The organism is Candidatus Nitrosotenuis uzonensis (genome assembly GCF_000723185.1).
Taxonomy (GTDB): domain Archaea; phylum Thermoproteota; class Nitrososphaeria; order Nitrososphaerales; family Nitrosopumilaceae; genus Nitrosotenuis; species Nitrosotenuis uzonensis.
In genome coordinates this window covers 162,291-175,130 of sequence record NZ_CBTY010000009.1, presented here as the reverse complement: position 1 = coordinate 175,130, position 12,840 = coordinate 162,291, and the positions used below count along the sequence as shown (strand labels likewise).

16 protein-coding genes are annotated in these 12,840 nt (G+C 41.4%); 9 read left to right on the top strand and 7 right to left on the bottom strand.

Features of this window, described 5'->3' with window-relative positions:
• Positions 1 to 234: 234 nt before the first annotated feature.
• The gene (locus NITUZ_RS06145; RefSeq protein WP_048196445.1) at positions 235 to 441 is read left to right on the top strand and encodes a hypothetical protein; all 207 of its coding nucleotides are present in this window, start codon (positions 235 to 237) and stop codon (positions 439 to 441) included.
• 46 nt (positions 442 to 487) lie between these two features.
• On the opposite strand, the gene NITUZ_RS06140 is transcribed toward NITUZ_RS06145, so the two are convergent.
• Together NITUZ_RS06140 and NITUZ_RS06135 are read right to left on the bottom strand one after the other, a co-directional pair.
• The gene (locus NITUZ_RS06140; RefSeq protein WP_048196950.1) at positions 488 to 1,225 is read right to left on the bottom strand and encodes a DNA-methyltransferase; all 738 of its coding nucleotides are present in this window, start codon (positions 1,223 to 1,225) and stop codon (positions 488 to 490) included.
• A gap of 38 nt (positions 1,226 to 1,263) precedes the next feature.
• Positions 1,264 to 1,608 (bottom strand): Sec-independent protein translocase subunit TatA/TatB, encoded by a 345-nt coding sequence (locus tag NITUZ_RS06135; RefSeq protein ID WP_048196444.1) that lies wholly within the window; start codon positions 1,606 to 1,608, stop codon positions 1,264 to 1,266.
• Positions 1,609 to 1,734: 126 nt separating this feature from the next.
• Between NITUZ_RS06135 and NITUZ_RS10160 the strand changes: the two genes are divergently transcribed.
• Entirely contained in the window at positions 1,735 to 3,159 is a 1,425-nt protein-coding gene (locus tag NITUZ_RS10160) for a CFI-box-CTERM domain-containing protein (RefSeq protein ID WP_177309467.1), read from the top strand.
• Here NITUZ_RS10160 and NITUZ_RS06125 read toward each other — a convergent pair whose 3' ends face one another.
• The 3 genes from NITUZ_RS06125 to NITUZ_RS06115 are packed head-to-tail and all read right to left on the bottom strand — an operon-like array spanning position 3,160 to position 5,761.
• Positions 3,160 to 4,302 (bottom strand): MFS transporter, encoded by a 1,143-nt coding sequence (locus NITUZ_RS06125; RefSeq protein WP_048196443.1) that lies wholly within the window; start codon positions 4,300 to 4,302, stop codon positions 3,160 to 3,162.
• Positions 4,299 to 4,988 carry a class I SAM-dependent methyltransferase gene (locus NITUZ_RS06120; protein WP_048196442.1) on the bottom strand — a complete coding sequence of 230 codons (690 nt, stop codon included), beginning with the start codon at positions 4,986 to 4,988 and terminating at the stop codon, positions 4,299 to 4,301. Before NITUZ_RS06120 ends, NITUZ_RS06125 begins: the two co-directional genes overlap by 4 nt.
• A gap of 41 nt (positions 4,989 to 5,029) precedes the next feature.
• Entirely contained in the window at positions 5,030 to 5,761 is a 732-nt protein-coding gene (locus tag NITUZ_RS06115; protein WP_048196948.1) for an archaeal proteasome endopeptidase complex subunit alpha, read from the bottom strand.
• A 125-nt stretch (positions 5,762 to 5,886) separates the two neighbouring features.
• Between NITUZ_RS06115 and NITUZ_RS06110 the strand changes: the two genes are divergently transcribed.
• Positions 5,887 to 6,267 carry an ArsR/SmtB family transcription factor gene (locus NITUZ_RS06110; RefSeq protein WP_244443828.1) on the top strand — a complete coding sequence of 127 codons (381 nt, stop codon included), beginning with the start codon at positions 5,887 to 5,889 and terminating at the stop codon, positions 6,265 to 6,267.
• Here the strand turns inward: NITUZ_RS06110 and NITUZ_RS06105 are convergent, their stop codons facing one another.
• Together NITUZ_RS06105 and NITUZ_RS06100 are read right to left on the bottom strand one after the other, a co-directional pair.
• Positions 6,268 to 6,636 carry a PPOX class F420-dependent oxidoreductase gene (locus NITUZ_RS06105; protein ID WP_052370112.1) on the bottom strand — a complete coding sequence of 123 codons (369 nt, stop codon included), beginning with the start codon at positions 6,634 to 6,636 and terminating at the stop codon, positions 6,268 to 6,270.
• A 136-nt stretch (positions 6,637 to 6,772) separates the two neighbouring features.
• Positions 6,773 to 7,996, bottom strand: a complete 1,224-nt coding sequence (locus NITUZ_RS06100) for a DUF7482 domain-containing protein (protein WP_048196946.1) — start codon at positions 7,994 to 7,996, stop codon at positions 6,773 to 6,775.
• A 270-nt stretch (positions 7,997 to 8,266) separates the two neighbouring features.
• On the opposite strand from NITUZ_RS06100, the gene NITUZ_RS06095 reads away from it, so the two are divergent.
• The 6 genes from NITUZ_RS06095 (at position 8,267) to NITUZ_RS06070 (ending at position 12,832) form a co-directional block, all read left to right on the top strand.
• Positions 8,267 to 8,578 (top strand): DoxX family protein, encoded by a 312-nt coding sequence (locus NITUZ_RS06095; RefSeq protein WP_081844911.1) that lies wholly within the window; start codon positions 8,267 to 8,269, stop codon positions 8,576 to 8,578.
• Positions 8,579 to 8,611: 33 nt separating this feature from the next.
• Positions 8,612 to 9,250, top strand: coding sequence for a cupredoxin domain-containing protein (locus NITUZ_RS09690; RefSeq protein ID WP_052370111.1), 639 nt, complete (start codon positions 8,612 to 8,614; stop codon positions 9,248 to 9,250).
• Between the two features lie 698 nt (positions 9,251 to 9,948).
• Positions 9,949 to 10,188, top strand: a complete 240-nt coding sequence (locus NITUZ_RS06085) for a hypothetical protein (protein ID WP_048196440.1) — start codon at positions 9,949 to 9,951, stop codon at positions 10,186 to 10,188.
• A 103-nt stretch (positions 10,189 to 10,291) separates the two neighbouring features.
• Positions 10,292 to 11,563, top strand: coding sequence for a Glu/Leu/Phe/Val family dehydrogenase (locus tag NITUZ_RS06080; protein WP_048196439.1), 1,272 nt, complete (start codon positions 10,292 to 10,294; stop codon positions 11,561 to 11,563).
• 55 nt (positions 11,564 to 11,618) lie between these two features.
• Positions 11,619 to 12,140: a hypothetical protein gene (locus NITUZ_RS06075; RefSeq protein ID WP_048196438.1), complete on the top strand. Its 522-nt coding sequence runs from the start codon at positions 11,619 to 11,621 to the stop codon at positions 12,138 to 12,140.
• Positions 12,140 to 12,832, top strand: a complete 693-nt coding sequence (locus NITUZ_RS06070; RefSeq protein WP_048196437.1) for a type 1 glutamine amidotransferase — start codon at positions 12,140 to 12,142, stop codon at positions 12,830 to 12,832. Before NITUZ_RS06075 ends, NITUZ_RS06070 begins: the two co-directional genes overlap by 1 nt.
• The last annotated feature ends 8 nt before the right edge of the window (positions 12,833 to 12,840 follow it).

Below are 12,840 nucleotides of genomic sequence, written 5' to 3'. Positions count from 1 at the left end.
ATTGAATGTTTTTTGTATCTGGATGGCCGTATTGCATCTGGGACAGGAATACCTCAACTATCTCGTCTCTTTTAGGTGTGGTATGGATATATTGTTTGGTGGTACTGGGCATATACGGAAGATTGTGCACCTGTACTGTGTCATACCTGGTAGATCTAGTCAACCTTAACTCAGTAATTATGATAATATGATAAACTCGTCCTAGTTATCTATCAGAATTTGTTCTTATAGACCATGGGAAGTAGCGCCGGTAGCTATGTACGAGGCGTAGCTGCAATTCACAGAAAATACCAGACAGCCCTAAAGCGCGCAAAAAGCAGACAATCAGTTCTTAATGCTTATTGGAAGCACAAAAAAGAATCTGAAAGGCTGCTTGCCAAACATCTCAAAGATGAGATGGCCGAGGTAAAGCGCATCAAAGGCAAGATGGAATACAGATAGAATCATACGGAATTGGGACGCAAGTCCAAATCCGTCCTTTTTGTCTTTAGGCTTTTACGCGATAAAGGTTGTTCTCAAGCCGTTTTCTTGCAAAGTCGTGATATTTTTTTACAATTTCAAATCCTAGGTAGTTTCTTCCCATCATCTTACTTATCATGGCTACCTGTCCGGAACCTAAAAACGGATCAAATACGACATCACCTTTCTTGCTTGAATACTCTAGAATCTTCCTGACTAGTTCTGCAGGCAGTTTGGTGGGAGTTTTCTTATCACCCGTCCAATACTCTCGCTTTATATCCCAGACGTCTTCTTTGTCCTTGTAATGTAGGCTGCGCCCTTCGGGTGTTTTTTGATTCTTTGCAAACCTAGAATACGGATAGAACCTGCGTTTTTTTGGATTTTTGCAAACATAGATGCAATGGTAATGCGAGGTAACAAATTTTTTAGATGTGACGACTCCAAACTGGTACTTCCATATTATGTGGTTTATTGTGGTGAATCCTACATCGTCAAGTGCATTCAATATGTCTTTAAGATTGTTCCAGCCGGAAAATACATACATGCTGCCAGATTCTTTTGTGATTCTAAATGCTTGCTCCATCCATCTTACTGTGAAATTGTAGTAATCTTTCTGTTTTATCTCGTTATATCCCTGCATAACTCGCGAGGCGGTCCTGTTATAGTTCTGCTTTGTAGCTTTAAACTCAATTGCAAAAGGTGGGTCGGTTACAATCAAATCTATTGTATTTGCAGGAATCGATTGCATTCCATCTATGCAGTCCATATTGTATATCCTATTGTTTGCTATTTTTACCAAAAATTTCAGTCCTTTGAAACTACATCGTTGCTTTGAGCTGCCATCTTGTCTGCAATGGCTTTTCTGAGTTCATCATTGGTCATAACAGAAAAATCAATCCCTAATGATTTTGCAATAAATTCCATCTTTTGCCTCTCATTTTGAACTGGTGCGGTTATGTTCAAGTTGGCATTAACTGCACTGCCTAGCTGACTTTGTATTTCGTTTTTTGTCTTGTTGTACTGGCCTACTGCTTTTCCCAGCTTGCGCGTTACATCTGGAAGTCGGTTGGTTCCAAGAAGGGCAAGCAGGCCTACAAATATGATTATGATCCATTCGCTGCCGAGTATGTTCAGCGAATATTCTAGCATGGGTGGATTTACGCCTCACTAAAAATAAAGCTTCGTAGAATATGTCTACATCTATCTAGTATTCACTACACAATTCTACACAATCTACTTAAAGCATTAAAGGCATGCCTGTATTCTAGGTAAGAATTGAAGACATTGCTTGCTGTGTTGCTAATACTTATCGCCGTTTCGATAGCTGTTTTACCAGCCTATGCTGTTGTAGTGGAATTCTCAACTGACAAGACATCTTACAAAAAAGGTGATAAGATAGTATTTTCTGGTAAGGCAGATGCCAACCACGCAGGCAAGATGATCTCAATTAAGATCTATGGGCCAAAAGGAGAGTTTGTGGCCCTAACAGGAGGCAGGACGGATTTTGATTCTGCGATTATAGTTACCCCTCTTGATACTACCAAAGGCAAGTTCGCGGAAAACTCTGCCAAGCAGGGAAAGGGAATATACAATGCAACTGTGATTTACGATGATGAACCACTCTATAAGGGAAAGTGGACAATCTTTGACTTTTCACTTGATGGTTCACCGGTGTCCCCATCGGCTGCAGATATTTTGAATCAACAATCGCAGTCAACACAACAACCGACACAGCCCACACAACCTACCCAGCCGACACAACAACCTACACAACCTACCCAGCCAACACAACAACCGACACAGCCCACACAACCTACCCAGCCAACACAACAGCCCACTCAGGAGCCCACTCCTCCCCAAACACCTACGTGCGGACCTGGCACCCACCTTGAGAACGGCGTCTGTGTTATCACCCAATCCGAACCAAAACCAAAAACCACCCACATACCCGGATTTCCAGATCCTAACAAAGATCCACAGTATTATGTTGATAGATACACCAACGAGCCTGCATACAAAGAATGGTTTGACAGGAACTTTCCAGGGCAGACAATCTATGAGGTGGTAGGGTTACCAGACCCTTCTAAAAGAGAGGTGATAACCACCCACATACCCGGATTTCCAGATCCTAACAAAGATCCACAGTATTATGTTGATAGATACACCAACGAGCCTGCATACAAAGAATGGTTTGACAGGAACTTTCCAGGGCAGACAATATACCAAGTCTTAAAGATTACAGAACCGGAACCTGCACCTGAACCTTCATCATGCGGACCTGGCACTCATCTTGAAAATGGAATTTGCGTATTGGACGAGCAGAAAAAAGGCGGAGGCTGTCTTATCGCAACAGCTGCATACGGAACAGAGCTTGCACCACAAGTACAACGACTGCGAGAAGTTCGTGACAACGTACTAATTGGCACCAGATCTGGGAGTACCTTTTTGGAAGGATTCAATCTGTTATACTATTCATTTAGTCCGACAATAGCTGATTGGGAGCGACAAAACCCAGCATTCAAAGAAACTGTCAAGATTGCATCAGTGCCACTCCTTTCGACACTCTCGATCCTAAATTATGTTGAAACCGATTCAGAAGCAAGCATTCTGGGATATGGTATAGGATTAGTACTGTTGAATGTGGGAATGTATTTTGTAGTGCCCGCACTCATAATTCTCAAAATAAGAAAACTATTCTGATCACGCAGCATCAATTACACTCTTTCGTACTGCATTAAGGGCGGTTATGCCTATGCCAAACACAAAAAACACAAAATATGGTACCGCATTACCTGAAAACTCTGAGATCATGCCTGCTGCAAGAGGCCCCGCCGCCCAGCCTATGCCAAATATTGTCTCATATGCACCTATGATGGCACCAGAAGACTCTTTCTGGGTCTTTTTTAGGATAAGCTCCAACGTCATGGGAAATATTATGCTGAATCCAAATCCCATCAACAGCATTGCCACTGCAAACTCTTCTAGCGAGTTTGAATAAAATGAGAGTAACAGTCCTGCAGAAACACACAGTGTGGATGCAATTAGCACCATGCCTGCGTGCCTTGCCAGCCTCTCAGTTAACGCAAGTGTGATCACTCGTGCTGCACCAAAGACAAAGTAGAGTATCTCAATCTGTGTTGCAGACATACTACGATCGTTTAGGAATGCAGGATATATTGTCAGAATCATGCCAAATGAGGATGCACAGTATATGAGCACTGCAATAACATGGGGAAACCTTTTGATCTGTTTGATGGAGGAAAATGAAAAAGCCGTTCCATACTTTTGGTGACCGTTCTTTGATGCTTGCAATGAAAATATGATTGCAGATGCCATGATGAACGTGGCAATTTGAAACAGCATGCGGTAGCTGACGTCCATGGTTTCAAGAAGAAAAGTTCCTGCAAGTGGCCCTATCATAAAACCCGAGACGAAAAAGCCTGTGAATCTACCTATGTTCTTTACGCGAGATTGAGGGGTGCTAGTGTTGGATATGATAGACTCTGAAGGCGGCCAAAAGAATGCATGCGCAACACCTGTCATAGCACGAAGTGCCATTATCTCGGGAACTGTTTTTGAGAAGGACAGCAGTATCGTGGCTGCAGAGTTTATTATTATTCCAATTGAGAGTAGACTTGCATTGTTGAATTTGCTGAGTAGTACTCCAACCAGTACTGGTATGAACATGTATGGGACAAAGTTCGCAAGTCCAATAAGTCCAAGCTCTGCATATGATGCACCTATCTCGTTTTTTGCGAATATTGGTACGATAGGATTGTGTATGCCATATGATATACCTATGAGCAGTCCGATGGCGTTTACCAGTACAAGCGTTCGGTTCATTTGTAAGCTGCGACCATTATTGCGCCGCCCATAAGATCTTTTTCAAATTCGACGCGTGAAAATTTCTCGAGTAGCATTTTTTCAAGTTTGCTGTTCTTGGGCCATCGTTTGTAAGTGCCATACAATGTGGCAAACTTGAGGCCTAACCTGCCTCCAACTGCAAACGCAATTATTGGAAGAATTGCCCTCAGGTAGAACGTAACACCTGCGCGCGCAATTGCTCCGTCCGGCTTGCCAAGGTCAACTATCACAAAACGTCCGCCATTTTTTAAAACACGGTGAATCTCTGATATGGCAATTTTCAAATTGATTGCGTCACGAAGTGAATAACCGCACAAGACGGCATCAAACTGGTTTTCTCTGAACGGGATGTGCTCAAATACGCCGCATGACATGTCGGGAGTCGTCTTAAACAAGGTACCAGTGTTTTTTAACATGGGAACCAGCGGATCGTATAGTGTGATTGTTATCTTGCCTTCGCATATGCTTTCTGCAGTCTTTGACATGTTGCCAAAACCTGATCCTGCATCTAGAATCGAATCACCGGGATGGACTCTTCCGTTAATGCCACGGTTTCTGTGCTCGATATCTTTTCCAAGTGATATGTATGAATTAACCTTGTCATATACTGGGATTATCTGGCGTAGTACTTCGATTACCTCGCCCCAGTAGCTTCCAAGACCCATTTAGAAGAACACCAAGTTAGGATAATTTGTAGTAATGCGGTTTAGGATTGCTTTGGAAACTTTTGTTTTGCCATCTTTGAGTACTTGTCGATATCTGCATCGGATATTTTCTCCAAGATTTTCTTCTCTTTTGTGACCTTGGCCATCTTGATATGTTTTGTTTCGTCCTTGTACTCTCCTTTTAGGTCTATTGCCGCAATGGCAAGAGCTGCCGCATCGTCAATTGACATCTCGCCCTTGTAGTTTTTCTCCAAAAATGCATTTACATCTTCGGCGCCAGAGCCTATGGCAACAGCTGCGTATGAAACAAACGTGCCGCTAGGATCTGTCACATATACTAGATTTCCACGCTGGTCCACACCAGCAATTATCAACGATACGCCAAACGGCCTTACACCAGAATATTGTGTGTACTGGTGGCACTTGTCCGCAAGGTGCTTTGCTACCGTCTCAACGTCCACTTGCATATCGTAGATTAGTTTGTGACTCTGAGAAAATGATCGTGCATCGTCCACCTGCGTGCGTGCATCTGGGATGTATCCTGCAGCGGCAACGCCAATGTGGTCATCGACCTGAAATATCTTTTGAGTAACACCTGCAACCTGCAATTTGCGAGGTATCTCCTCAACTGCCATAATTACACCATCTTTTGCCTTTATTCCAATTGCCAGAGTTCCTCTTTTAACAGTCTCTATCGCATACTCTACTTGGTATATTCTTCCATCAGGAGAATACATTGTAGGGGTCATATCGTACCCGCGTGCTGGCATCATAATGATTACAGCATCGCCAGTTGTCAATTTAAGCGTTAGTTGGCTCTCTGGCATGGATTTGGAGCAGATTTGGAAATAGTGTTTTAAGTGAGAGCGGCATTTTTGATCGTGTTCGGGAAATGAGCATGGAAAAGCTAGTAGAAATCAAGGAGACAATCAAACAAAAGGCAGGTTCGGCTTCTCGCAAACCGGATCGCGATGCACAAAGACTGTTGCTTTACGTATTTACTGGCACGCGTGGAGGCTTTACACGGCTGCAAATTCTGACACTGCTCTGCAAAAGACCTATGAATACTAACAATATTGCCCTTGAGACGGGCCTTGACTACAAGGCAGTTCAGCACCATCTTTGCATCTTGGAAAAAAACAATCTAGTAACAAAGATGGGGCAAAAATATGGTGCATTATTTTGCATTTCAAACTATCTTGAGGCAAACATACTTGCACTTGATGCGGTTCTGGCAAAACTAGAACAACAATTAAACCGCAAAATAGTATATCTGTAGTCAGATCATGATTGCAATTACTATTGGCTCGTCCTTTTTTACAAACATGCCTACAAGCTTTGCTCTAAAACCGTACTTTTTGTGACGCAACTGGATTGCCTTCTGAGTTTCAGACTCGTTGGCAAATCTTGCTTTTGCAGTAACCCATTCTCCTTTTGGTTCTCCTCTCATGCTGCAGGGCATTATCTTTACGTCTTGGTTGTTTCGTATTCTCTTTACTTTGCCGGTATTCTTTGTAGTCATTACGAATATCTGCTCATCAAAGACTACAAACCAGACTGGCGTTCGTACTGCCTGCCCGTTTTTCTTGTACGTCTCCAAGTTAATGTATTTGTGATCTTGTAGCTTGGCAATCTTGTCAGAGCTCACAATGTGTATTTGTATTGGGTATGTAAAACCTTTATCGATTTAACAAATATTCTAGTCAATCTAGCGTATTTGTAGCCTTGCAATTGTTTTACATACAAATCAAACTTGATGAAATACGCTGATTTGAAAAAATAGGTTATTGGAATGGATCGATAAATGGACAGTTCACTATGTGATCTTTTTCCATTGGTCTTGCCAGTTCCACATTGATTAGCCCTGCTTTTTTGTATGCATTGATATCGTCTATTGTCTCAAGTACTGCTGCTGACGCTGGGTCTTTCCAGCCGATCATGAATATTCTCCACATTGGAGAATAATTTGCATCGCCGGGTGCCCCTGCTGCGATACCTGCCTGAAAGCCCATTGGTCCAGAACCTTTGATTCCATTCATGAATTGGAACAGATCTACTGCCGCAGAGTTTGCAATTAGCTTTGCAGATGTTGGCGAGCTTACAACTCCCATCATCTCAGCTGGCATCTCTGGAGTGGCATCAGTAACTATGTAATAGATGGTCCTTCCATCTGGACCCCAGCCTCTATGTGCCACAAATGTGACCTTCATGTTCTTTGTATCGATATCTAGCACCTGCGCATCACCATATGGCGTCATATCGTCTAATTTTTTGTCCTGCTTTACCTTCATTTGTCCTCCTGGCCATACTATCTGCGGCATGTTTATGACTACGGGAAGATCCGTGAGAGTCACAAGCCCATCTGCAGCCGCCTTAAGTATTGCATCTTCAGAGTTCAGCGATTGTGCCTTTGCAGGATTGTTCCATGTGACGTGTATGTGGGATGTTAAGGCACTATATGCTTCTGGCTGTGACGGGGTGCTTGTAAATACCTCGCCTTGGAATCCATGTATGCCATCGCCTTTTACCCCATTGGTAAAGATGTATGTCTTTGAGAGTGCCTCCTTTGGAGTATTACCAAGAAGTGGTGCAAGCTCCACTTTCCATCCTTGTTTTTCGGTGATAGTATCAGCGTGCACTTTCTCACTAGAATCAGTTATGATGTAGTAGACTGGTTCACCATTATACCATCCTTTATGCATTGGTATGGTTGCAGGAACGCTTGCACGTGCAAGACGCAAAGTCATTTCCTCAGAATGTTTGTCCTCACTTGTAGTTTTAGACGTGGGTTGTTTTGTGGATGTGACTGACTTTGGCTGAGAAAGTGATTTTTCTGTTCCCATTTCAGAACAAAGCCTGTCGCCACATACTTTGAAGGCATTCTTAGAACCGTATGAGGCAGTTCCTACGCCTTTGGATTTTGCAGCATCAGCGTCTATCGATGTAGTTGTCAGTGCTACAGTGAGCAGTGGCAATATCAGCAGTAATGTGTAGTATTTTGCATTCATTATTAGCAACGATTAGATGATCACTTAAAAGAATTTTTCCAGATCCAAGTTGGAAAAATCTTTTTTTATAATTGAACTAAAATAGCATTGATTCGATTCATAGACAGCATGTTTTAGTCATACATACAGTTTCGAATCGAATCATTCTAATTTCTATTCAAATATTAAAATTCATTTTGAACTATTCAAGTTATAATCAAACTTCTTTCTGATTTGAAAAATTCCGGATAAATTTTTTTATTATACGGTAATTTTTTGTCTGATATGTTGATGGGTACAACAATTAAAGAAAATATACTGTATTACATAACTCATTGGGGAATACGTGCATCAATAGGAGCAATTTTCATTTTTCATAGCATAAAAAAGTTTGATCCGAGCTGGCAAACTTGGCTTGTAAGTAACGACTTACCAGCGGAGCTTCAAATGCCTATAGCTCTTGCAGAGTTCTTAGGTGGAATATTTCTCATTTCGGGTATATTTACTAGGATCACTGGCGCGATATTTTCCGTAATTCTGTTAGTGCCAATATTTAAGATCAAAGGATTAGACAAGTTTGCAGGAGGATCTTTTACAGGTTAGGAATTTGATTTAGTCATGCTAGCGGCATGTCTGATGATTATAGTTGTAGGACAACCAATAACCCTGGTATTTACTGTCACAAACGCAAAAGACGGTTCAATGGTAACTCATCCGGACATGCTGCTTAAAGTACGAACAGGTTCAATGGTCACAGTAAACTCGGCACCGTCGGGGGGCATGATGATGCCTATGAACGGAGCTTATCATGGACATACGGGCGTTATGACATATACAACGACGTTTCCAAGAGCTGGCCAATATACCATGAACCTAGATCTGAACTCACTTCCGGTATCGAATTTGATGTTCGGTAGTGCGCAAGCCAGATTCGTCTTGAACGTGGCCGAAGCAGCAGGAGGCGGTAATATCATTTCAACAACTGCTGCATCATCAGGACCAAACACCGTAAACATAGTAGGCATGGAAGCGCCGTTTTATGCACCAAATTTGATAAATGTTAAGGCGGGTACGACTCTGACATTTGTCAACGTAGATGGCAACATGCATACTGTCACGACTGTCAAAAAAGGAACAACTGAACCTGATGGAAGAATAGATAGTGGATTAATAAAAGCAGGAGAAACGTTTACAGCAAAATTTGATACGCCTGGAACATATGACTACTTTTGTGCCATACACACAGGCATGAAGGGAACTGTAAACGTATCCTAAACTTTTTTATTTTCTCTAATCAAAATATGTTTTTCACGCCTTCTCAGTCTATACTAATCTCATAAAATGATCTTCTTCAAAACAAGATGTCCTATCATACTCTTCAAATAATTCCACAAGTCTTCAAACCGGATAAATCGTGAAAGTAATATGTACGGAGAGTTATTTCTCTAATTCTTCTAAATTGTATTCTTTTTCAAACTCGATTAGGGTACTAATTGATGATGACTAAAGCCTACCAAACACTTGGCAGACAGATTGGATTTTGTTGATGACCTAAGACATTCTCTAGGATATACCATAATTGAAGCATCAGAGCCATTCAAAGATGCTGCTGGAACTATTTCCTTGAGTGAAACATCGGCTCATGAATTTCATAGACTTCTTAGGAACGTTCATTGGAGATAATAACCAGCAAACAAAAATCATGGCTGAGAATATCTATTCCATGATGGCCGACGGATTAAAGAAACTTCATGAATCTACTTGATGATACAAGAAATCGAACTGTACTAAAATTAAATTCAGATTGTCTATAATCCACGTATGTGGGAATGCCTTACACTCAGGATACAACAAAAAACATTTAAATTTTATAATTGAATGCTAATATCTAGTGTCGATAATCACATAATCTGCAGTATTTTTGAATTTTTCTGACCTTGAATTTACAATTTTATCTTCTGTTTAATATCGCAATGAACGACCAACAAAAAAAGAAAAACACACTAAGAATAGTGGACAAGTCTAGTGTCAACTATACCTTCATTGACAATAATTCAATCCTCAATCAATTTACCTATGAGAAAAACGAATCAGATAACAAATCAAAAAAGCTTAGAAAAACGTCGATCAAGGACATACAGATTCAAGATCGTAATAAGGTGACTAGCAAGAACATAAAATCCTTACAAGGACATTCGCCAGTTTATGAATAGTTTGATTTGTACTGTTATGGCTTTTGTAGCGGCCAAGGAAGATTTGATGAACCCATTCTCAACAGACTTAAATAGAATCTGACTTCAGAAGATCACGATCAATTTGGTTCAGGGAGATCCATGGAAGAATGCTCTAAAACAACTTGATGATGCTTGCTCGATATTGAAAATCGACAAGGGAGTACGAGACTATCTTGCGGAACCAAACAAAGTGTTGCGTGTGAAACTTCCTGTAAAGATGGACAACGGAAAAATCCGAGTCTTCATAGGATTTAGAAGCCAGCACAACAATGATCGAGGCCCGTACAAGGGCGGTATCAGATTCTTTGATCCGGAAGGAGGACTAGAGTACATGGAAAAGGAGGTCAAAGCATTATCTGCTTGGATGACCTGGAAGTGTGCTGTAGTTGATGTTCCTCTGGGCGGAGGCAAGGGCGGAATCTATGTCAATCCAAAAAAGGAAAAACTCAGTGAGAATGAGCTGGAGAGACTGACAAGAAGATTCGCATTTGCAATTTCTGAAATCATCGGTCCAAAAAAGGACATTCCTGCACCTGATGTATACACAACAGGCAAGGAAATGGCCCAGATCATGGATGTGTACAGCAAACTCTCTGGCATGGAAAACGAGCCTGGCGTAATCACAGGAAAACCAATAGCGCTTGGCGGTTCGCTTGCAAGAAATGTTGCAACAGGTCTTGGATGTGCGTACTGCATACGTGAAGCAGCAAAGACAATCGGATTGAAGCTCAAAGGCGCCAAAATAGTCATACAGGGATATGGCAATGCAGGTACTTTTGCAGCTGAATACCTTGAGAAGATGGGCGCAAAAATAATCGCAGTCTCAGACTCCAAGGGAGCAATCATTAATCCAAAAGGTCTTGACTCAAAAAAAGTATTAGAATACAAAAACAAGACTGGCTCTGTTGTAGGCTATCCGGGAAGCAAAAAGATTTCAACTGAGGAACTGCTAACCACAAAATGTGATGTGTTAGTTCCTGCAGCTCTTGAAAACCAGATTAATGCAAACATTGCAAAAAAACTCCAATGCAAAATAATTGCTGAAGCTGCAAACGGCCCAACTATGCCTGAAGCAGATCCAATTATCTATGGCAAAAAGATTATGGTGCTTCCGGACATACTTGCAAACTCTGGCGGTGTTTGTATCTCATATCTTGAATGGGTACAGAACAACATGGGATACTATTGGACGTTCGATGAGGTTGCAAAAAAGATGGAAGATCACATAACGCGAGGATTCAAGGACACACTTGCCTTGTCAAGAAAATACAAAATCGATATGAGGCGCGCCGCAATGGTGTTAGCAGTAAACCGGGTTGTTGAAGCATTCAAAGCTAAAGGCCTTTGGCCATAAACTCCTCTTTTTCATTTTATTATAGCTAAAAATTGACCTTTTTTGTACCTAGTTCATGGCAAACATACACGCTCTGGCAGTTGTTACGGCAATAGCGGTAATTGTTGCAACGGTAGCATATTCTGCAGCAGGAGCATACTCGGCAAGCAATCTTCAGTTCAGATGGAACGATCAGGGCAGCTTTGACTATTTATCCACAATGTTTGGAGGAAGAATAAGTGCCTGTAACAGCTCTGATCTGCCTGCAAATCTAAAATCTTATTCATTTAAGATGACATATGATGGTGAAAATCTTGGAGCGCTGCAAACTGGAGGCGCAAACATCTTACCACATTCTACATCTGTAATGAGCGCCAAATTCTCGACGGAAGACAAACGGATATCTGAAATGTTCTTTTCATTTCTTGACACGGAAATTGGTGGAACAGATGTCACAAGAATTGATTCTAGGAAAATGAGTGTTGAGGAAACAATAGAGTCATCTATAATAGGATTCATTCCTATCTCATTCTCAAAACAGTATTCCGGAGAAGAGTTCTCTCATATGATGAATCAAAAAACAAAATGTGATGTATAATGTCAGACGTACTTGTAATACAAAACGCTCGTCTTGAAGGTCCTGGAACAATAGGAGATCTCTTAAAGGCAGACGGATTCAAGATTCAAACCATATTTGCTAAAAAAGAAAAAATTCCTAAGCTTAATCATGCGATGGTACTAGTTCTGGGCGCTCCAGAAAGCGCAAATGATGATCTGAAATACTTGCAGAATGAGATTGTACTCATACAGGAATCAGTGCGTGCAGGCGTGCCGGTGCTTGGTATATGCCTTGGCTCACAACTTATTGCAAAAGCTCTTGGTGCTAGAGTGTATCCAGGACCAAAAAAGGAAATCGGCTTCTACCATGATCTTATCGTAGAGCCCAAATCAAAATCGCATCTTTTTGAGGGAATAAGCAGCCCATTCACCGTGTTTCATTGGCATGGTGATACATTTGATATTCCAGATGGAGCCGAGCGCCTTGCGTATTCTGATCTGTATAATCAGGCGTTTCGATATGGGAGCGCAGTCGGTGTACAGTTCCACCTTGAGGTAGACAGGAACATTGTACGGTCCTGGCTTGAGAACACTACGGAAAACATCAATCTTCCATACATTGACCCGAACAAAATTCTCTCAGATATTGAATCCGAAATGCCCAAAATTGAAAAAAACATGGAATTGTTTTACAAGAATTTCCGATCGGAGCTAGGACTGACCAAAGTTTAATATATCAA

Bases quoted from the DNA above. Each gene is read 5' to 3' on its own strand.
- NITUZ_RS06115 (WP_048196948.1), bottom strand. From the start codon at position 5,761: ATGATGCCAGCACGCGGGTACGATATGACCCCTACAATGTATTCTCCT.
- NITUZ_RS06085 (WP_048196440.1), top strand. From the start codon at position 9,949: ATGAACGACCAACAAAAAAAGAAAAACACACTAAGAATAGTGGACAAG.
- NITUZ_RS09690 (WP_052370111.1), top strand. From the start codon at position 8,612: ATGATTATAGTTGTAGGACAACCAATAACCCTGGTATTTACTGTCACA.
- NITUZ_RS06120 (WP_048196442.1), bottom strand. From the start codon at position 4,988: ATGGGTCTTGGAAGCTACTGGGGCGAGGTAATCGAAGTACTACGCCAG.
- NITUZ_RS06110 (WP_244443828.1), top strand. From the start codon at position 5,887: ATGGAAAAGCTAGTAGAAATCAAGGAGACAATCAAACAAAAGGCAGGT.
- NITUZ_RS06140 (WP_048196950.1), bottom strand. From the start codon at position 1,225: ATGGACTGCATAGATGGAATGCAATCGATTCCTGCAAATACAATAGAT.
- NITUZ_RS06125 (WP_048196443.1), bottom strand. From the start codon at position 4,302: ATGAACCGAACGCTTGTACTGGTAAACGCCATCGGACTGCTCATAGGT.
- NITUZ_RS06075 (WP_048196438.1), top strand. From the start codon at position 11,619: ATGGCAAACATACACGCTCTGGCAGTTGTTACGGCAATAGCGGTAATT.
- NITUZ_RS06095 (WP_081844911.1), top strand. From the start codon at position 8,267: ATGGGTACAACAATTAAAGAAAATATACTGTATTACATAACTCATTGG.
- NITUZ_RS06070 (WP_048196437.1), top strand. From the start codon at position 12,140: ATGTCAGACGTACTTGTAATACAAAACGCTCGTCTTGAAGGTCCTGGA.
- NITUZ_RS06100 (WP_048196946.1), bottom strand. From the start codon at position 7,996: ATGAATGCAAAATACTACACATTACTGCTGATATTGCCACTGCTCACT.
- NITUZ_RS06135 (WP_048196444.1), bottom strand. From the start codon at position 1,608: ATGCTAGAATATTCGCTGAACATACTCGGCAGCGAATGGATCATAATC.
- NITUZ_RS06145 (WP_048196445.1), top strand. From the start codon at position 235: ATGGGAAGTAGCGCCGGTAGCTATGTACGAGGCGTAGCTGCAATTCAC.